Below are 21,005 nucleotides of genomic sequence, written 5' to 3'. Positions count from 1 at the left end.
TTGCACTATTATTTCACAAATGGTATCGGCGCCCAATAATAAGTATGACCGGCATCGGAAGGGTGATTGATGAGCGCCACTTCACCTGCGTCTCTCAGGGAGTTGGCTTGCTGCACCGTTTCTGTCCTTACGAGGTCAAACCAGCGGATACCGAATTCGCCTGCAAACTCCCAACCTCTTTCAGCAACAACGGCATTCCTGAAATCGGTTTGGGATAGGCCTTCGGGGAGTGGCGTCAGACCTGCTCTCTGCCGCACTTGGTTGATGGCCAGGTATGCGTTTGCATCAGGACCAGCTGACATAGCCTGCGCTTCTGCATAGGTGAGCAGCACTTCGGAATAACGGATCACGAAGCTGGTAGCGCTGCTCCACCAATCGCCCGCTTTATGGTTGCTCCAGTTGAATTGGTCGTCTTCCCTATACTTCAAAAAATAAGGATGTTTCTGTAGGGTATGCTGCCAGTCGACTACATTGGCAGGGTCATTCTTCACAAAGTAGTCCTTCTGATAGGTGGCGTCCTTCCGGGGACCAGCAGGGAACCTGTTGAAGAATGAAATTTCTCCGAATCCATCTTCCCAGCCTCCTTCTTCATAATCGGGAGCATAAGGATTGGGCGCCATCATATTTCCATTGCCCCAGGTGGCATTGGGCGTAGTTTTGTTGAAGTAGCAGGCATATACTGCTTCTGTATTGAACCGGTTGGAGAACTTCCATAGATCCGGGAAGTTTGTCAGCAGTGTATAGCCCCAGGTAGCTTTATTATCGATCACTTCTTTGGCCTTAGCGGCAGCCAGTGAGTATTTGTCGGCCTGTTTGAGCGGCCAGCCGGCCATAGTCAGGTATACGTTGGCCAGCAGGGCTTTTGCGGAACCTTTCGTTGGCAATACATCTACGCCGTTCTGTTTCGCAGGGCCTGTCCAATGATCCGGCAGCATGGTTTCTGCCTTCTGAAGATCGCCCACGATCAGGTTATAGAGATCGGCTACTTTGGCATTGGGGCGGTTATCGTTGATGCTGTTGTCAACGGGCATAGGCACTTCTCCCCAGGTTCTGGTGAGGTAGAAATAGCTGATGGCGCGCATGAAGTATGCATAGCCGCCGGCATTATTTTTCTGATCTGCTGTTGCTTCTGTAGCGTTATTATAATTTGCCAGCAGAGAATTTGCCGATTTGATGGTGCCATAAAAAGCATTCCACCAGGTAGTCATCCTGCTATTGGAGGAGTTGGCGTTGAATACGTCGAAGTCGGAAAAATCTATTTTGTTTCCGTTTCTTTTCGCTGCAATATCATCACCGGCATAGTAAGGTGCGGTTACCTGGTTGAACGCCAGGTTGAACTGCAATGCCAGCGCAGTTTCTGCTAGTTGCAGGTCGTTGGCTGTTTTATAAAAGCTCTGCGGCGTAATGCTCCCCTTAGGTGTTTCATCGAGGAATTTACTGCAGGAGGCTAACGCCAGGCAACACATGACCAATGTTATCCGTATCGGACGGCCATTTATATAGTTAATTACTTTTTTCATGTCGATAGCTTTAAGCATTCGTGAGATGATTAAAATTTCACTTGCAGTCCAACTGTCACAGTTTTCGGAGAAGGGTAGGCACCCAGGTCGATACCCGCATCCACATCACCTCCTACGGTAGTTGCTTCGGGATCAAATCCTTTGTACTTAGTGAGGGTGGCAATATTTTGTGCACTAACGTACACCTTTGCTGCCGCTACTTTGAGCAGATTTTTAGGCAGCGTGTAAGAAAGACTTACGTTCTTTAACCGCACGTAGCCGCCGTCCTGCAAAAATTGGGTGGACTCTATCCAGCTTTTATTTTTACTTGCCGGGTTAGCCCAAGTGGAATTGGTGTTGGAAGAAGTCCAGTAATTAGCAGCGTCGGCGAGGTTGATAAATTTCACGTCGCTTGTAGGGATGGCGGTAGCAGCGTAAGTGGCATTGAATATTTTATTGCCATGTGAACCCTGGATAAAAATATTTAATTCAAAATTTTTATAAGCGAAGCTGTTATTAAAGCCCCAGATGAATGTGGGAGTAGCTGATCCGGCAATGACCCTGTCTTCAAACCCGATGGATCCATTACCGTTTACATCCCGGTACTTCGCATCACCGGCTTTGTAAGCGCCGTTATCAGACTGGTATACTCCTTCCCATGGGATCAGGTAAAATGCGCCCATTGGTTGCCCTACTTTTACCACCTGTATCGGGGCCGAGATTAATCCCCCACCTATCACATTCCTTTCCAGCAGGCTATCTTTACCAAGATCGATCACCTTATTTTTGTTGAACGAAAGATTGAGGGAGGTGCTCCAGGTCAGTTCCCTGCCTTTATAAGGAGTACCTTCAATCATAAACTCCCATCCTTTGTTGTTCACCTTTCCTATATTTTTCAGGTAGGATCCACCGCCATCGTAGTTGGCGATGCGGGTGAACAGGAGCAGGTCGCTGGTGTTCTTGTTATAGTAATCTGCCGTGATATTGATCCTGCCGTTCAGGAATCCCATATCCAGGCCGATGTCTGTTTGTTTCGACGTTTCCCATTTTACATTTGGTGTAGCAGGATTACCCAGCGTATAACCCTGGTACCCGTTGGGGGTACCATAGGAATAAATAACACTGTTGAGTAGTCCGAGCGTACTATATGGATCTATGGCCTGATTACCAGTAACACCCCATCCTGCTCTTAATTTAAGATTGGAGAATACGCCCAGGTCGTCTATGAATTTTTCATTGGAGAGCTTCCATCCTGCACTGAAAGAGGGAAAGCTGCTCCATTTATTATTCCCCTGGAACTTGGAAGATCCATCGCGGCGGAGGGTGGCCGTCAACAGGTATTTATCATTGTAGCTATAGGCCACGCGTCCCATGTAAGACAACAATGCCCAGTTGGAATAGCCTGAGTTGATGGACTGGGAAGCGTTTAAGCCCAGGTTATGATATCCGTTCGACAGGGAAGCCAGTCCAGAGCCGGAAGCATTGAAGTAATTATACTTATTGGAAGATTCTTCTACCAGGGCGGTAGCTGTTAAATCATGCTTATCGAAGGTCTTGTGGAAAGTAAGGATATTGCTGTTCTGGAAGGTATAGCTTTCCGTGGAGCCCTGTGAGGAGCCGGGGTTACCCGGACTGATCCAGTCATTTCTCAGGGAAGCGGATTTGGCTGTTTTGAGATCTAAGGCGGCATTGACGGTAAAAGTTAGCCAGTCAGTGATGGCATATTTTAGTCGCGCATTAAAGACGCCGATGTTGCCAAAGTTGTCGTTGTCGCTTTCTTTAATTGTCATATAAGGATTGGCCCAGATAGGCGATATACCGAAGCGGTTGTATTGTCCAGGTGCGTCATACACAGCTTCTGTAGGAGCCCAGGTGAGTGCGCCCGTTACGGGATTACCTTTACTACCCATGTCGCCGTTATTATGCGAATTGATCCGGGCAAGGTAAACGTTGACGCCAAAGTCCAGGCGGCTGCTCAGCTTCACGTCGAGATTAGACCTGAAGCCGAATCTTTTCTGGCTGCTGTTGACCAATAGCCCTTGTTGGTCGATATAAAATCCCGACACATAGTACTTTACACCTTCCTTTCCACCTGTTACTGACAGCTCGTGGCTTTGGGTGACGGAGTTGCTGAAGATCATGTTTTGCCAATCTGTTCCTTTACCCGCGTATGATTGGGGATCGGGGAAGGTATTGACCCCGGAGGTAAGGTTCGCCATCTTGGCATAGGTTACCGGATCCATGAGGCTGTATTTTTTCATGGGCCTGTTGAAGCTGACGAAGCCATTGTATTCGATCCGCGGTACGCCGGAAGAGCCGCTTTTGGTGGTGATGAGTACCACGCCGTTAGCGCCCCTGGAGCCGTAAACGGCAGTAGCAGAAGCGTCTTTGAGCACTTCCATCGAAGCAATGTCGCTCACGTTGAGATCGCCCAGGCCGGTGCTTCCCAGGGCTACTCCATCCACTACATATAATGGATCGTTGCCGCCGTTGATGGAATTTGGGCCGCGGATACGGAGCTTCACTGATCCGCCGGGTGCGCCGGAGTTGTTGGTGACCGATACACCAGCCACCCTGCCCTGTATGGCAGATGAGGCATTTAGTACCGGCTGTTCTTTGTAGGCTTGTGACGAGAGGGTGGAGACAGCGCCGGTAAGGTCGCGCCGTTTTTGCGTACCATACCCGATTACCACTACATCATCCAGCTTGGATACTTTTCCTTTTAGCTGAACGCGTACAGTTGTTTTGTCGGCAAGGGGGACTTCCTGAACTTCCATCCCGGTAAAAGAGAAAATCAACGTGTTACCGGTTTCCGGTACATTAATAACGAAAGAACCATCTTTCAACGTGGAGGTCCCATGCCCGAGGCCTTTTACAACGACCGTTGCCCCTTCCAACGGTTGTTGGTCAGGCCCTGTGACTTTTCCTGTTATTTTCCTTGTTTGGGCCAAGGAAGTCACAAAAAGGGCAAGTCCTACAAAGAGTAGGAGGACTTTTTTAGATATGACCATTTGTATCAGTTTTGCTCCCAAATTAGGATGATGCTGGCCGATACAAGGGGGTGTAATTCATACAAAAGGGGGACAAATTGGTAAACTAAGTACTTGATTACCATAAATAATGGCTGAAAAAACCTTTCTATAGATCAAGTCCCTTTTTGAAGCAGACCAGCCGGGTTTTTAACTCCTCCATTCGCTCAAATTATAGTTGGCATCAAAGGATCCTTTGTATTTCTTGATATATTCTGAAGGAGCTATGCCGAACACTTTCACAAACTGCCGCCGGAAATACCGGACATCAGATATGCCCACCTGGAAGGCTGCTTCGCTGACATTTATATTGGTGCTCAGGAGTAATACGGCTGCTTTTCTCAGCCGGATGAGCCGGATAAAGGCACTGATAGATTGACCAGAAGTTGCTTTTACTTTTTTATAAAGACTGGAATGGCTCATATTCATTTCTTTTACCAGGATCTTTATAGAAAATTCCTCGTTATCAATATTCTTTTCTACTACCGTAATACATTTCTCCAAAAACTCCTTATATATAGCCGGTATCTTGGTATAATTTCTCTTTAGTGTAATCCGGTCGAAAAAATATTGTTGTAACACGTTCCGGTTCCTGAGAATATTATTGACCCGTGCAATCAACAAGTCCTTTTCAAAAGGTTTGGTGATATAGTCATCGGCCCCGCATTCAAGTCCTGTTAATTTTACCTCAGAAGACAACGAAGCTGTCAATAATATAACCGGCGTATGCACCAGCGAAGGCTCTTCTTTAATCTTCCGGCAAAGTTCTACGCCTGTCATGCCGCCCATGACCACATCGCTGATAACGAGATCAGGGAGGTGCTGCAATGCCAGCTGCCACGCAGTTTCTCCGTTAGCCGCTTCATGTACAATAAATTGCTCTTTAAATATCTGGGAAAGATATCCACGGATTTCTGCATTGTCATCGACAACCAGGATTGCTTTCTTGTCGGTAATTATTTCCTCCAGGTCTGCTTTGGAGGGAACAGGAGGGGCGGGTGTAGTATCTTCCACTAACTCGTGCAGGAATTGTGGTGCTTCGATGATTTGTTCCTGAATATATTGCCCGGCGAAATGAGCGGTGCCTTTTTGCAGTACCAGGGTGAACTGCGTGCCATTATTGATTTCGCTCTGATAAGAAATCTTTCCTTTATGCGCTTCCACAAACTGCTTCACCAGGTATAGCCCGATTCCGAAGCCGGATTGTGAGGAAGTATATTTGTTTTTTTCCTGGTAGAATCGTTCAAACAGCCTATGGCCCACATGGCTTTCAATGCCACAGCCGCTGTCGCATACTTTCAGCGTCAGGGACCGTTCATCTTCTTCGATATGGATGGATACCGTTCCTCCTTCGGGTGTAAATTTCAAGGCATTAGAGAACAGGTTAAACAGCAGGATTTCCATTTTTTCACGGTCAACAAACAATTCAATATCCGGATTATCGCAGTGGAAGTCGTAGGTAATAGCTTTCATTTTGGCCTGTTGGCTGAAGCAGATATACACTTCCCGGCAAAGGGCGGAAAAATTCAGGCGGACTATTTTCAGCTTATCCGCTTCTGTATCTGCTTTCCGGAACAGCAGTAACTGGTCCACGAGGCTGAGGAGTCTGCGGGCATTGCGATAAACGATGCTGAGGTCGCCGGTACCGGATGCTTTTTCCGGATGATATAATAATTCCTTCAGAGGATTGATGATCAGTGTTAAAGGAGCCCGGAATTCGTGGGAAACGTTGGTGAAGAAGCTGAGTTTTTTTTCGTTCATTTCTTTCTCCCTTTCCGTTTCTTTTTTGGCCCAGGCCACTTCAAATGCCATCCGGGTTTTTTGCGCCTGGTACCGTAACCAGGCGTAGATCAGCGCTCCGCCGGCAATAGCATACATGAGGTATGCCCACCAGCTTCTATACCAGGGAGGTAGCACCAGGATGGTCAATTGCTGCTCTTTACCCGTCCAGGCGCCATCGGTATCAGTGGCTTTCACTTTAAAGATATATTTGCCTTCGTGCAGGCTGGTGTAATTGACAGACCTGCTTCTCCGGGTATAAATCCATTCATCGTCCCTGCCTTCCAAACGATAGGCGTAGCTGATCTTATCGGGTGAGGTATATTCGAGTGCCACAAAGTCAAGCGACAGGGTAGCTTTATTGAATGGCAATTTTATTTCCTGCACCTGGTCCTGCGAATGCCTGCTGATGTAAGCATCATCTGCTTCTATGGGAACATTATTAATCTTTATCCCGGAAATAAAAACAGGGGGAGCGGTTTCATTGGCATTAATCTGTTCCGGCCTGAAGATATTGAATCCCCTTATTCCGCCGAATACCATTTCACCTGATTGCAGTACCAGCGCCGCATTATAGATGAATTGATTGCTTTGAAGATTGTCGGATTCCGAGTAATTGGTAAATTTTAAAGAAACAGGATCAAATTTGGATATACCGTTGTAGGTGCTGAGCCATAGGTTGCCCCTGGCGTCTTCTAGTATACTTAAGATAGCATTGCTACACAGGCCATCTTTTTCTGTAAACCGCTTAAAGGTTCCGCTACGCCTGTCGAATAGCAATAGCCCGCTGTCTTCCGTGCCTACCCAAAAGCGCCCGTCTTTGTCTTCATGGATGGCTCTCACCCGGCTACCAATAGTATACCGGGTATGTTTTTTTTGAATGGGATCAATTTTAATCAGCGTATTATATTCTCCCGCCCAGAGGCCGCCCTCCCTGTCTTCCTGGATGGTCATCAGGTTGATGAGTTTATCGTCGAATAACTCGAAGGCATTTTTTTGCCGGTTGAAGCGATAAAGGCTGCCAGGGTCAAATGTAGCGGCCCATAGCTGCTGCTGTTTGTCCATATACAATCTCCATACATTTCGTTCTTCTTTACCGGTAACGGTATTAATACAGCTGAACTTTTCGAATGTGCCCGATTGCTGATTAAACCGGTTGATCCCGTTATTCCAGAACGACATCCACACTTTTCCGTCGGCATCACTGAGCACACTGGTTACCAGGTTGCCGGAGGGAGTATGTGGATTTTCTTTTTCATGCTGATAATTAATGAACTTATTTTGCTCCCTGATCCAATAACTCAGTCCGCCGCCATCGGTGGCAATCCAGAGGTTATGACCGGCATCTTCGCTAAAGTTGGAAGAGAAATTATGGACAAGGCTGTTTTTATTCAGTGGATCATGGCGAATAATTTTAAAGCGGGCTTTCACCGGGTCTATCATATTGATGCCACCTCTCAGTGTTCCGATCCAGATACGGTTTTCTTTATCCTGGAAGATGTCATACACCGCGGGGCTTGATAGTGCCGGTTGCCCGCCCGCTTCCTGGAAAGGCACTATTTTTCCACCTGTTGCGGGTGATATAAATATACCACCTCCATCGGTAGCGATCCAGAGGTCATTGTTTTTTAAAAGTGTGAGATGAACAACATTGTCGGCGGTGGGCAGTATGGTTGATAGCGCGTTGGTGTTTTTCTTTAGCTCAAAAACGCCGCTGTTGGCGCCTACAAAAATATTGCTGTTGCTATCTGCTTTCAGGCAATTGCCATTCCGGACGGTATTATTGATCAGCTGAATGGTGTTGGTATGATAGTCATATTGACATAATCCTTCATTACGGATAAACAACCAGGCTCGTTGCTCCTTGTCGAATTCGATTGCCGTTACATCGTATTGGGAAAGGTGTCCATAAGGCACCTGGGAAGCGGCTTTGCTCCCTTTCCGATATACCAGTAATCCGGTGTTATTGGTGGCCACAAATATATTCCCCTGCTTATCAGATTTAACAGCATTAACCCTTTCCAATATGTTGGTGGGTTGATGGGCGTTGGCAGGTATATAACTGGCGGTAGAGAACCTGGAGGTGAAAGCATTATAAATGCTCAATCCGCCGATCGTTCCTACCCATAAGTTATATTGCGCATCTTCTTCAATGGAAGTGATACGGTTAAAAACCAGGGAATTTTGATTGCCAGGTTGTTTCCTGAAAGTTGTAAATTCGTAACCATCATACCTGTTCAGCCCATCGTAGGTACCAAACCACATAAACCCTTTGTGGTCCTGGAAAATACAGGTAACGGAATTATTGGAAAGCCCTTGTTCGATGCCAAGGCTGGATACTCCCGGAAAATCATCTGCTCGCGTGGAACTATTAAAAATAGCCAGAGTAACAATCGTCCACAAAAAATTTCTGATAGCCATCTGCAATAGTTGAAAAAACTATTGGTAATGTACGGAATAAATTCTTGTAGAACACCCCCTTTTCTTTACCTGGCAGCCCTTACCCAATGGGGCGCATCGCCGGTATCTTTTCTTAGCAGCATATTCAGTTGTGCGGCATGATGTTGTACGTGACGCATATTGTATAAGAATAGTTCAAATACCGGCATCACTTTATCACCGTCTACTTCTACCCATGGTTGATTGAAATCGATTTCCGTCGTGTGAAGGATGAGGTCATGGCATTTTTTTCTGTTTGCCTGTAGCCAGGTCAATATTTCGTTTTTACTGTAAATCTTATTTGGAACAATATCGTCGATACCGTCGGCCGGGATATCTTCGCTAAGCGTGAATGGAAGCGGAGCGGAGAGCGGTGCTGCGGGGATGGTGAGGTAATAATCCAGGAAAATAGCTACATGATAGGAGATATAGAAAAACTTTTTCTCCTGGTACCAAAGATTTTCAGGATATGCGGAAATGGCGTTGACCAGCATATCAATGCTGCCGCCAAATTGTTTCCACAAGCTTTCTCTGTGAGCGTGTAACATGAGATTATTTTTTTTGTGGTAATACAGGAGCTGGCGCTGTAGTAACAATCGGTGCTACATCCGCAGCCGGGTCATCGTATTTAGTATAACCATTATAGTGATAGGATTTTTCTGATCCTTCGCCACAAACGGTATAGAATATGCTTCCTGGGGCTGCTTTGCGGGCATCAAATTCATTATCGCGCTTTGTCACAGGCTGGATCTTTACGTACTTGCGCAGGTAACGGTCGTCGTTGTATTGATTATTCCTGAAGTATTGTTCATTGTCTGCCGCTTGTTTGCTGATGTATTGGTTGGAAGCGGGATCGAAAGTATAGTTCGCCAAATCTACTTCGGGGAAAGCGTGATAATGCCTGTTGGCATAACCGGTGTCTGCATTTCCCTGTTTTGATGCTTCGTATTCCTGCTTCATAGCAAGAACGCGTTGCCATTCATTGTTGTCGGCCGGTTCGTTTTTCTGATATCCTTCTTTTCCTCCATAATTAGATAGTAGTAATGTCTCGCCGTCTTCGTTTTTTCTCACCATGCCGCTAAAATCTTCATATTGCCGTTTAGGTTCGTTGTGAACAAAAATAAAATCATTGAAGTCTTTATTTACCTGGTAGGTCCATGAAATGCCTGCATCTTCCTTGTTCCAACGGGCCTCCGGAAGAATGGCCGCCAGTGTAAATGTGCGCGGCCTCCTGGCTGTTTCATACACATATGGCGGGTTGAAGCAATTGGCATTTTCATTAAACACCGGGTGGGCTATATCGTTATCAAATTGTAAAAAGGTTTTGCCTTGCTGGAAGCCCACAAAATTGACCCGTACGCTATCGCCGTAGTTGGGATGCTGATGGGCATATACCTCAAAGATATCAGGTTTGTCGGGTGTGAAAAGCAGGTAATCTTTTTCAAATCTGTAAGTGCCAAATACCATCGTTGCGTATCCATACATCAGGAACTGGCCGTCTTCAAAGAGGCAGATGCCCGAATTGTCGCCATACTTCCCGGCATAACGTTTATAGCGTGTATCCTTGCTGTTGTTTTGTGCAAATACAGTCATAGACAAGATGAGTATTGTGTATAATAAGATGGATCTTTTCATTTCATCCGGAGCGTTATAGTCTGCCGAAAATAAGCAAAATAGGGAGGAGGCACGTTGCTATTTGTATTCGTCCGGGTTGGAATAAGATTCGCGGGATTTCAAGGCAGATTTGCGGGTAGATTTTTTATTTCTCATTGGAAAAAAATAAAAAAGACCAGGTTTTACCTGGTCCTTTTTTATTATCTGCTGGTAGTATCCCTCAGCCATGGTCTGCGCCCGGCTTCCAGGATAGGAAGGTTAGCTTCCGTAGGTACATAGATCACCGCCTGCGGGTTTTTATCGATATTATCAATCCACAGCCAATGGAGGTATGCTTCGTTGTTGCGCAATGACTCGCCAATGATCTGGTTGGAGCGGGCCACGCCATGTGCGCGGATGGTATCGGCGGCAGCCAGCATTGCTGCACTTTCCATTTTAGCGCGGGCTTCGGCCACGGCTACTTCCTTGGATGCCTGGGCATGTGCCAGCAGGGCTTCTCCTTCCATGCGCTGGGAGTATACTTTGTACTGGGGACAGCCCCATAATCCGAGGATGACCATGCCGACAAAGACCAGCAGTACAAAAGAGGAAAGCGAAATGATTGATCTTGTATTCATATAGGTAATGTCCTGAACCGCAGGACGGGGTTTGGTTTCGGAGGTAAATATAATTATATATCGGGGATGGGCCGGCTGCGATTTCCCGGAAAAAAGGGAATTTCCTTGTTTTATATACTTCATTCCCTGCTTCACCGTTTATTAAAATTATATTTGTAGCGTTTATCATTATTGTTATTATGATCGCATCCATATTAGCCAGGCTTGAGTCATCCCGTAAGGAGTTGCTGGATTTGGGGCTCAGGAATCCATTGTTGAATTACCGACAGACGAGTGGTAAAGGATTACATATTGTAGAAGAGCAATCTGCTGCCATTTATGAGATATTGGTGCGGGAGAATAAAACCATGTCCTTTCTCGGCCGCCCTGAAAAGAAGCAGGAGGAGGAAGCAGTGGAATATAACGAACCGGTGGTGTCGAAAGACGCATATACAGATACCCGTTTACAGACAAATGAAACTCAGGTAAATCTGCATACCAAACTTTTGAATACGTATTATGCAGCCCGAATGAGCATAGAGGAAACAGGTGCCAACATCCTGTATATTTCTCTGGGTATGCTGCATTGGTACGAAGAAACCGAGCGGGAAGAAGTAAGACAGGCGCCGTTGGTCATGGTGCCGGTGTTGCTGGACCGTTCCAGTGCGCGGGAACGGTTCCGGTTGAAATATTCGCTGGAAGAGGTAGGCGCCAATATTTCCCTGCAGGCAAAGATGAAGGCCGATTTCAATATCGATATTCCTGATTTGCCAGACACGGAAGATTTTGACGTAAATGCATACTTCGCGGCTGTTACCGCTGCTATTGCAGGAATGCCAGGATGGAAAGTAGCGCCGGATGCTATAGAGCTGGGCTTTTTCTCCTTTGGCAAATTCATGATCTATAACGACCTGGACACGGCCAAATGGCAGCAGGATAACGATATACTTACCCATCCTATTATTCAAAGCCTTTTTGGTAGCGGCTTTTCGGATGATAGACCACCCATACCAGAAGACGCATTTATAGACAATGATACTTCCGCGCATGAACTGTACCAGGTAGTGGATGCAGATAGCTCGCAGATCATGGCTATGCTGGCCGTACAAGAGGGGCGTAACCTGGTGATACAGGGACCTCCGGGTACCGGTAAATCTCAAACCATTACCAATATTATTGCCGATGCCATTGGCCGGGGGAAGAAGGTGCTGTTCGTTGCCGAAAAGCTGGCGGCCCTGGAAGTGGTAAAACGCCGGCTGGATAATATTCAGCTGGGAGAAGCCTGCCTGGAGTTACATAGCCACAAGGCCAACAAGAAAGAACTGCACCAGGAACTCCGGCGTGTGCTGGAACTGGGGCGTCCCAATATTCAAAAACTACAGGAGGAAGTGTTATTACTGGCCGATTGTAAGAAAACACTGAATGACTATTGCCTGTCGGTGAATGGGGCCATTGAGAAAAGTGGCCTGACAGTACACCAGGTAATAGGCCACCTGTTACGGTTAAACGAAATGACAGCCGGTATTACTATTCCCCGGCTCGATTTACCAGATATTGCCCAATGGGATGCCATGACCATGAACCGGGCTACTGCTATGGCAGCGCGTATACAGGCCTGTTTGCAGGAAACCGGGGTACCGGCTTCCCTGGCATTTAAAGGCAGTGGGTTGACGGTATTATTGCCGCATGAACAGGCGGCATTAGCGGAGGCACTGCATACGGCCATTACGGCCTTAACGTCGTTGCAGCAATCAGCTGCGGCCATTGCAGAAAAGATCGGGATGGCCACTCCGGCAGATGACAATGGCATTCATGCCTTGATCGCTATTTGTGAGTTATTGTCGCAACAACCGGACCTGCAGGACATAGCCGTAGACGACCGGGCCTGGCTGCAACAACGCCAGGATATAGCAGATTGGCTGGCTGCCGGCGCCGCTGCTACCGAAGTACAGGAGCAATACCAGGAGATATTGATCCCTGAAGCATGGGAGCAAAATGTGATGGAAATCCGCCAGGATTTGCTGGCACATGGCGAAAAATGGTATAAGTTCCTGATAGGCGCCTATAAACGGAGTAATCGCCAGCTGGCGGCGCTGTGTATAGGTCCTCTGCCTAAGGATAATGAGGAGAAGCTGCGCTATGTGGCTGCTATTATGGAATTCAGGCGACACGACGCTGTGTTGAAAGAACATGCCGCATTGGGCAGCACACTATTTGGCAGCCGTTGGCAGAAATCACATACCGACTGGAATGCTTTAGAGGAAGCTACCCGTTATATAACGGATATGCACCAACGGATTGCTGCCGGTACCTGGCCGGCGGTGGTAATATCCTACCTGCGCGAGCATAAAGACGCGGCTGCAGCGTTGGCAGACAAAGCACTCCTGTTGCGCTTACTGGAAGAGCAGCAGGCACGGTGCACTACTGTCTTACAAAAGCTGCAAATGGATGAGCAGCATTACCCGGTGGCATTTGAAGCGCAGCAAACGCTGCTGCAAAAATGGTCTGATCAGTTGCCGGAAATTCATCACCTGATTTCCTGGAATAATATTACGGAAACGGCTATAGGCGAAAAGCTGGAATGCCTGGTTAGACCGGCTGTTGAATGGGCGGGGGCTTCCCAGTGGCTGAAGACCGCCTTGCAAAAAAACTGGTATGAGTACCTGGTGGAAACAGCGGTAAAATCGCAGCCGGCACTGCGTAAGTTTGAGCGTGGTGGCCACGAGGAACTGGTAGAGCAGTTTCGCGAGCTGGATGTACTGAATCTCCAGTATAACCGTGCCCGGGCAGCTTTGCAGCATTGGGAGCAGATGCCCCGTATGGATGCAGGGGGACAGGTAAATATTCTCCGGACAGAATTTAATAAGAAGGCGCGTCATATGCCTATCCGCAAACTCATGCAGGAAGCGGGTTTTGCGATACAGGCGGTGAAGCCGGTATTTATGATGAGTCCATTGTCGATCGCTAATTTCCTGCCGCCAGCGACACTGGAATTCGACCTGGTAATTTTCGATGAAGCCAGCCAGGTGAAGCCGGTAGAAGCGCTGGGCGCTATCCTGCGCGGAAAGCAGTTGGTAGTGGTGGGTGACAATAAGCAGTTGCCGCCTACCAGTTTCTTTGATTCGCTCACCAAAGAAACCGATGATGAGGACAATGTAACGGCTGATATGCAGAGTATTCTCGGGCTCTGCGATGCCCAGGGGGCGCCGCAGCGGATGCTGCGCTGGCACTACCGCAGCCGGCATGAGTCGTTGATTACTTTATCTAATCATGAGTTTTACGAAAATAAACTGGTAATATTCCCCAGCCCGGGTTCCAAAGAACAAAAGGGACTGGTATTCCATCACCTGGCAAATACGGCTTACGACCGGGGAAAGACCCGCACCAACCCCAAAGAGGCGGAAATTGTGGCTGATGCGGTGATGGAGCATGCGCGTAAACATCCGGCGCTGAGCCTGGGTGTAGTAGCTTTCAGTACTTCGCAGCGCCAGGCCATCAGCGACGCGCTGGAGCTACGCCGCCGGCAATCGCCGGAGTTGGAATCTTTTTTCAGCGGGCATGCCGATGAACCATTTTTTGTAAAGAACCTGGAGAATGTGCAGGGCGATGAAAGGGATGTGATCTTTATCTCTATCGGCTACGGACGTACGGAGGAAGGGTATGTGGCTATGTCTTTTGGTCCGCTGAACAATGAAGGAGGAGAAAGGCGGCTGAACGTACTCATTACCCGCGCCAAATCGAGGTGTGAAGTCTTTACCAATATCACCGCGGATGATATCGATCTCAATAAATCAAAAAGTTACGGCATACAATCGCTGAAAAACTTCCTGTATTTTGCACAGCATGGCAGGTTGTATATGACTGCGGAAACAGGATTACCGGCGGATAGCCCGTTTGAAGAAAATGTGGCTACCAAGCTGGAAGCACTGGGATATGTAGTGCGTAAGCAGGTGGGGTCCAAAGGTTTTTATATCGATATGGCCATTGTAGATCCTGAATATCCCGGGCGTTATGTGCTGGGAATTGAATGCGATGGTGCGGCCTATCACTCGGCGCGTTCGGCCCGTGACCGCGATCGCCTGCGGCAGCAGGTGTTGGAAGCTATGGGCTGGAAGATACATCGCGTGTGGAGCACCGATTGGTTCCGTGATCCGGAGCGGGAGCTGAAGCGCCTGGTGGCTGCTATTGAGAAGGCGAAGGCGGCTTATGCGATGTCGGACCCTAATACGATCGAAGTGGTGAATGATACACCACCCACGATTACGAGGGAAGCCGTCGAAATCGTTGAAGAAGAGGTGCCGGCTTATGAAACAGCGGTATTGCCGGAAGAAATAAAAGAACAGGAATTCCACCTGTCGCCCATTGGTAAGTTGTGCGACTGGATAGAGCAGGTAGTGGTAGTGGAAAGCCCCGTGCATTTCGACGAAGTAGCACGGCGCATGATAGAAGCCGCGGGTATTACACGGGTAGGACCGCGTATCCGGGAAATTCTACGGCATGCAGTACGTCATTCAGATGCCAGCAAACGGATTAAGATCAAAGGACAATTCCTGTGGAATACTGCGTTACCTGCACCGGTAGTGCGTAACCGCAGCCAGTTGCCGGCTTCCGCCCGCAAGATCAACTACATTGCCGTAGAAGAAATTGGGATGGCCCTGGAAAAAGTGGTGAAAGATGCCGTGGCTATTCAACGGGAAGATGCAGTACCCTGTATTGCGAAGATGTTTGGCTATAGCCGGGTAACAGAAGAGATGAGAGAAGAGATTCTCAAAGCTATTGATATCCAGGTGGAAGGCCGCCGGGTGCAGCAGGAAGGAGAGTTATTGAAGGCGTAAAGCATAAAATTATTAAAATGGACAACCGTTGTGGATATGTAATCCACAACGGTTGTCCATTTTAATAGTGTGCTACCTTACGCTGTTTTAAAACAGCGCATACTAATACTCCCGTTTTGTATTTCTTCGTAAGTGAATTGTATGGATTCATTTTTATCTACCAATCCCAGGGTGTAGATCATGGGTAAATAGTGATCGTTGGTGGGGATAGACAGTTGTGCTTCCAATCCCAGGTTGCGGTAGTTGACCAGGTCGTTGAAGGCGCCCTGTTCCAGTTTTTGTTTTACCGTGTTATCGAAGGAAAGGGCCCAGTCGTACGGTTTGGCATTATCGCTGAATACTACCTGGCGGAGATTATGTACAATATTCCCACTACCCATAATGAGTACGCCTTTGTTCCGTAGTGTTTTTAATTCGGTTGCCAGCTTAAAGTGATATTCCGGTGGCTGGTGATAGTCGATGCTCAGTTGAAATACGGGAACATCGGCCATGGGGTACATGTGTTTGAGTACCGTCCAGGAGCCGTGGTCCAGTCCCCAGTGGTCATCTTCTATCACCTGGGTGGAGGTGATGAGCTGTTTGGTTTCCCTGGCCAGTTCCGGAGCGCCGGGCGCCGGGTATTGTACGGCGTAGAGGGCTTCGGGGAATCCGCCAAAGTCGTGTATGGTTTCCGGTTGTGGCGCTACCAGCACGTGGGTGCCTTTGGTGAGCCAGTGGGCGGAGATAACCAGGATGGCGGCAGGCTTATGTGGGAGGTCTTGTCCCATTTTACCCAGAGCACGGGTAAAGGCGTTGTCGCTGATGCCATTCATTGGGTTACCGTGGCCGATGAACATGACGGGCATCTGGCTGGTGCTTTTAAATTCGCTGGTAATATTTCTGAGATCGTTGAGTTGCATGCTATTCCTCCTCGTGGCAGCATTGCCTTTGATGAAAAACTATTGGAACTGGCGTAAAAAATCGGCCAGGCTCATTTTCTCTAATCTATGTAGTAAAGCTCCTTCTATATCCTCGTAAAGATGGTCGAGGTGGAGATTGATTTGTTTGCCGATCGGGCAGTCCGGGTTAGGTTTATTTTTGCTATTTCCCAGCAGGGAGGCTTGTTGTACGGCGTGGTAAACTTCTGAAAGCCGGATTTTATCGGCTGGTTTAGCCAGGGTGGAGCCGCCGTTTTTGCCTTCCTTGCTTTCTATCAGTCCGAAGTTGCGCAGGTTGCTGATTTCCTTGCGTACCAGTACGGGGTTGATGTTGATACTACCTGCAATATAGTCGGAGGACAGTAATTCCCCGGCTGAGCTGGCCATCAGCGTAAGAATATGCAGTGATATGGGGAATCGTCCGTTGTTCATTCTGTAATTGACTTTATTACAGTACAAAGGTAAGATTATCCGTGGAAAGGAAAAATTTATCTGTGGGTAAAGAAGTAGACGACACAGGCAATGATGAGTACCAGTACGATCAGGGCGATGACACCGCCGTTCTTATTAGGCTTTTTTACCATACTGCTGAGGCCGCGGGTATAGAGGAGGGCTTCTACTGTTTCTTTGGCTTCCCGGAGCCCGATGGGAGGGATCCCGGGTGTTTTGTTCATTTCAGTGAGGTAATACTTGATAGCTGGGAGTTTGCCGGCATTCATAGAGAGCTGGATCACTTTTTCCTCCACGCTTTGCCTGGCAGGATTGGTCTTCCTGGTAACGGAGCTGCTAGCCCTGTCGGAAATGATCCGTTGGCATTGTTTACAGACGATAATAACGTTAATAGGGTCTTTTTCCGGTATAGTGCGTATAGTTTGGTCGCTCCCACACCAGGGACATTCTTGTACAGTGCTCATTAATGGTGGAACTTTTTAAAAACTGCTGTATAAGATAGTGAAAAAAGCTGAAAGCTGAAAGCTTTCAGCTTCTTCTATAGTCCTTTTTTCAGGTGTCCTGCAAATGCTTTTTTAAATTTTTCGAGTTTAGGTTTGATCACGAAAGTGCAATAAGGCTGAGAACCATTGTCGTTATAATAGTTCTGGTGGTAGTTTTCCGCCTTGTAGAAGGTAGTCAGGGGAGCAATTTCGGTTACGATTGGTTTATCGTAGGCGCCTGATTCCTGTAATTTCTTCTTATAAAGCTCCGCTTTCTCTTTTTGTTCCTCGCTATTATAGAATATTACACTGCGGTACTGGGTGCCTACATCATTGCCCTGCCGGTTTAACTGGGTGGGATCGTGGCTGAGCCAGAATGCCTGCAACAGTTCTTCGTAGCTGACCTTAGTGGGGTCGTAGGTGACCCGGATTACTTCTGCATGGCCGGTATTGCCGGTACACACCTCTTCGTAGGTTGGATTGGCTACCGTGCCGCCGGCATAGCCCGATTCTACCTTGATCACTCCTTCCAGTTCCTGGAACTGGGCTTCTGTACACCAGAAGCAGCCGCCTCCAAAGGTGGCGGTGGCTGTTTGTTGATTGTTACTTACTTCCATATCGCCCGGTACTTTATCTTTTTTATTTTGGGCACAGGCAAAAAGTGCCAGTGCAATCAGACAAATGAAGATGGAATATTTTCTCATAAAAATAAAATTTTAAAGATGCATCTTTTTTTAAATATGACTCAAATTCAATACTGTATTCGCATTGCAGCCTGTCTAAGCACCTTTATCATCCCTGTTTTTATAATAATTTACGTAATAAATGATGCAGGAAAAGAACAAGTTAAGTAACTTTAACATTCTTTTGCAGTTTGTGGGAACCCGAGGGCGCCCCGGAAGCCGTCAAAAAACATACGTCAGCAGCAGCAGGAACCGATATAAAAAGCCGGCATAACCGGATACGTTTGATAGCATAATGACAATAACGATGAACAAGAATTAATCATTTTCCCGGATAGTATTTTCCCCGCCACCCCGTTGGCCGCGCTTTCATGCGCATGATCGTAAACCTTTTACGCAGACACGAACAAGTATGGATTGTTTGTGCCTTCTTACTTTAAATAAATAACACTTGAAATATTTTCCAGAATCTGCGTTGGTGCAGTTGGAATTCGATAAAGTACAGGCATTGCTGCAAGAGCATTGTAAAACAGAACTGGGCAAGGAAATGGCCGCAGAACTACGCCTGCACACGCACATAGATTATGTTAAAACAGCCCTTCAACAGGCACATGAATATAAACAACTCACCCTGTTGCAGGAGAATTTTCCCAACGATTATATACTGAACCTGAAAAAGGAATTACGGCTGCTGGAAATCCAGGGGGCCGTATTAACCGGTGAACAGGCCATGCAACTGCGTAAGCTCGCAGAAAGTATGCATAGTATTGTCCGTTTCTTTGACCACGACCGCCGCATCCAGTATGCTGGCTTGTTTGATGTGATCAAAGACACCCATTATGAGAAGAAGATTACTGCCACGATCGACGAAGTGTTGGATGAACTGGGACAGGTAAAAGATAATGCCTCGCCCGATCTGGCCAAAATCCGTATGTCGCTGTTCCGTAAGCGTACAGAATTACGCCGGATATTTGACCGTATTCTTCAGAAACTGCAAAAGCTCAACTACCTGGCCGACCAGGAGGAGGCATTTCTCAATGGACGCAGGGTAGTAGCCATCTATGCAGAAAATAAGCGGATGGTGAAAGGTCTCATCCTGGGTGAATCGGATACCCGTAAAACGGCTTTCCTGGAACCTGAGGAAACGATACAGCTCAATAATGATATACAGTCGCTCGAAAGAGAGGAGGGCCGCGAGGTGTACCGCATTCTCAAAGCCATGACGGCTTCCCTGAGCAGCTACTCCGGTTTGTTGAACAGCTATCACCAGGTACTGGGCACCTTTGATTTTATCAGGGGGAAAGCCAGGCTGGCACTGGATATGGATGCCAATTATCCCATGCTGTTGCCACATGCCCAGTTGAACCTGATACAGGCCTATCACCCGTTGTTGTTGCTGTACAACCGGAAAAATCAGAAGCCTACTATCCCGGTGAATATCAACCTGGATAAGGATGCGCACATCCTCGTGATCAGCGGACCCAATGCCGGTGGTAAGACGGTTACCCTCAAAACCATCGGGCTGATACAGCTGATGTTGCAGGCAGGCCTGCTGGTACCGGTACATCCTTCGTCGCAGCTGGGTATTTTTAAACAACTGATGATCCATATCGGGGATACGCAGTCGCTCGAATTTGAGCTGAGTACCTACAGTTCTCATCTCAAAAACATGAAATATTTTATGGAGAACGCCAACGGCAAAACGTTGTTCTTCATAGATGAACTGGGTAGCGGCTCTGATCCTAACCTGGGAGGGGCTTTTGCGGAGGTGATCATGGAGGAACTGGCCAAGAAGCATGCTTTTGGCGTAGTAACCACGCACTACCTGAACCTGAAGGTAATGGCCAATAAGGTAAAAGGTATTATCAATGGCGCGATGGGCTTTGACGAACAAACGTTGTTGCCCATGTATAAATTGATGGTGGGTAAGCCCGGTAGTTCCTATACTTTTTCCATTGCGGAGCGGATAGGGTTGCATCCTTCGTTGATTGCCCGTGCCAAGAAGCTGGTGGATGAAGGGCATTTCCAGCTGGATAAGCTGCTGAACAAAGCCGAACAGGATCTGCAGAAAGTAGAACATAAAGAGAAAGAACTGCAGAAGTTACTGAAGGAAAACGAGCGATTGAAGAAGGAGTACGAGATCCTGGCCGACAAGGAACGAAAGCAACAACAGTATACCCTGTTGAAATTGCAGAACCAGATTAAGGAAGATGACCTGCAGTACCTGAAAGATATGGAGCGTAAGCTGAAGCAGATTGTGATAGAATGGAAGCGTGCCGATGACAAGGAGAAAGTGATGAAGCAGGCTGAAATTCTGTTATTCCGCCGCAGGGAAAAGCAGCATAATGAGCAGCAGCAGAAAAAAGTGCAGGATAAGTTTGAGGAAGTACGTGGAGATATCGAAGTAGGTATGCTGGTGAAAATTGTTACCAACCGGCAGGTAGGTAAAGTGCTGGAGATCCGCGACAAGCGCGCCATTGTGAAGATTGGTAACATCCCTATCAATGTAAAGCTCAGCGACCTGGTATTAGTGCAGGAAAAGCCGGCAGAAAAGATAGAAGAAGGGAAGTAATATCGATAGTATAGAAAATATCTATACCGCGTATAGTTGGAAGAAGGATGTCTAATCAGCTACCTTTACTTCATCAATTTGAATGATGGTTACCGTTAAAATATTAAACC

At 47.4% G+C, this 21,005-nt stretch carries 12 protein-coding genes; 2 read left to right on the top strand and 10 right to left on the bottom strand.

Translation table 11 applies throughout. The features are described from left to right. Nucleotides 1–8: 8 nt before the first annotated feature. The 6 genes from HGH91_RS21575 to HGH91_RS21550 all read right to left on the bottom strand — a co-directional run bounded on the left by HGH91_RS21575 (nucleotide 9) and on the right by HGH91_RS21550 (nucleotide 10,977). Entirely contained in the window at nucleotides 9–1,520 is a 1,512-nt protein-coding gene (locus tag HGH91_RS21575; protein ID WP_168740873.1) for a RagB/SusD family nutrient uptake outer membrane protein, read from the bottom strand. Nucleotides 1,521–1,549: 29 nt separating this feature from the next. Then, entirely contained in the window at nucleotides 1,550–4,510 is a 2,961-nt protein-coding gene (locus HGH91_RS21570; RefSeq protein WP_168740872.1) for a SusC/RagA family TonB-linked outer membrane protein, read from the bottom strand. Between the two features lie 168 nt (nucleotides 4,511–4,678). Further along, the gene (locus HGH91_RS21565) at nucleotides 4,679–8,728 is read right to left on the bottom strand and encodes a two-component regulator propeller domain-containing protein (RefSeq protein ID WP_168740871.1); all 4,050 of its coding nucleotides are present in this window, start codon (nucleotides 8,726–8,728) and stop codon (nucleotides 4,679–4,681) included. A 65-nt stretch (nucleotides 8,729–8,793) separates the two neighbouring features. Continuing rightward, complete coding sequence (locus HGH91_RS21560) at nucleotides 8,794–9,294, bottom strand: DinB family protein (RefSeq protein ID WP_168740870.1); 501 nt, start codon at nucleotides 9,292–9,294, stop codon at nucleotides 8,794–8,796. A 4-nt stretch (nucleotides 9,295–9,298) separates the two neighbouring features. Beyond that, nucleotides 9,299–10,381 carry a hypothetical protein gene (locus HGH91_RS21555; protein ID WP_168740869.1) on the bottom strand — a complete coding sequence of 361 codons (1,083 nt, stop codon included), beginning with the start codon at nucleotides 10,379–10,381 and terminating at the stop codon, nucleotides 9,299–9,301. 179 nt (nucleotides 10,382–10,560) lie between these two features. Beyond that, nucleotides 10,561–10,977 carry a hypothetical protein gene (locus HGH91_RS21550; protein WP_168740868.1) on the bottom strand — a complete coding sequence of 139 codons (417 nt, stop codon included), beginning with the start codon at nucleotides 10,975–10,977 and terminating at the stop codon, nucleotides 10,561–10,563. A 179-nt stretch (nucleotides 10,978–11,156) separates the two neighbouring features. Here HGH91_RS21550 and HGH91_RS21545 point away from each other — a divergent pair, with 179 nt between their 5' ends. Beyond that, a complete protein-coding gene (locus tag HGH91_RS21545) occupies nucleotides 11,157–15,791 on the top strand; it encodes a DUF3320 domain-containing protein (protein ID WP_168740867.1) in 4,635 nt (1,544 codons plus the stop codon). A gap of 77 nt (nucleotides 15,792–15,868) precedes the next feature. On the opposite strand, the gene ygiD is transcribed toward HGH91_RS21545, so the two are convergent. The 4 genes from ygiD to msrA form a co-directional block, all read right to left on the bottom strand. Then, entirely contained in the window at nucleotides 15,869–16,690 is an 822-nt protein-coding gene (ygiD, locus tag HGH91_RS21540) for a 4,5-DOPA dioxygenase extradiol (RefSeq protein ID WP_168740866.1), read from the bottom strand. Nucleotides 16,691–16,729: 39 nt separating this feature from the next. After that, nucleotides 16,730–17,140, bottom strand: coding sequence for an Rrf2 family transcriptional regulator (locus tag HGH91_RS21535; RefSeq protein ID WP_168740865.1), 411 nt, complete (start codon nucleotides 17,138–17,140; stop codon nucleotides 16,730–16,732). Between the two features lie 56 nt (nucleotides 17,141–17,196). Then, on the bottom strand, nucleotides 17,197–17,622 hold the full coding sequence (locus HGH91_RS21530) for a hypothetical protein (protein ID WP_168740864.1): 426 nt from the start codon (nucleotides 17,620–17,622) through the stop codon (nucleotides 17,197–17,199). A gap of 74 nt (nucleotides 17,623–17,696) precedes the next feature. Continuing rightward, complete coding sequence (gene msrA / locus HGH91_RS21525) at nucleotides 17,697–18,344, bottom strand: peptide-methionine (S)-S-oxide reductase MsrA (RefSeq protein WP_145674737.1); 648 nt, start codon at nucleotides 18,342–18,344, stop codon at nucleotides 17,697–17,699. A gap of 430 nt (nucleotides 18,345–18,774) precedes the next feature. Here msrA and HGH91_RS21520 point away from each other — a divergent pair, with 430 nt between their 5' ends. After that, on the top strand, nucleotides 18,775–20,895 hold the full coding sequence (locus HGH91_RS21520; protein ID WP_168740863.1) for an endonuclease MutS2: 2,121 nt from the start codon (nucleotides 18,775–18,777) through the stop codon (nucleotides 20,893–20,895). Nucleotides 20,896–21,005 lie beyond the last annotated feature (110 nt).

Origin of the sequence: Chitinophaga eiseniae (assembly GCF_012641265.1) — a bacterium.
Lineage (GTDB): Bacteria > Bacteroidota > Bacteroidia > Chitinophagales > Chitinophagaceae > Chitinophaga > Chitinophaga eiseniae_A.
This window is presented reverse-complemented; position numbering and strand designations above follow the sequence as displayed.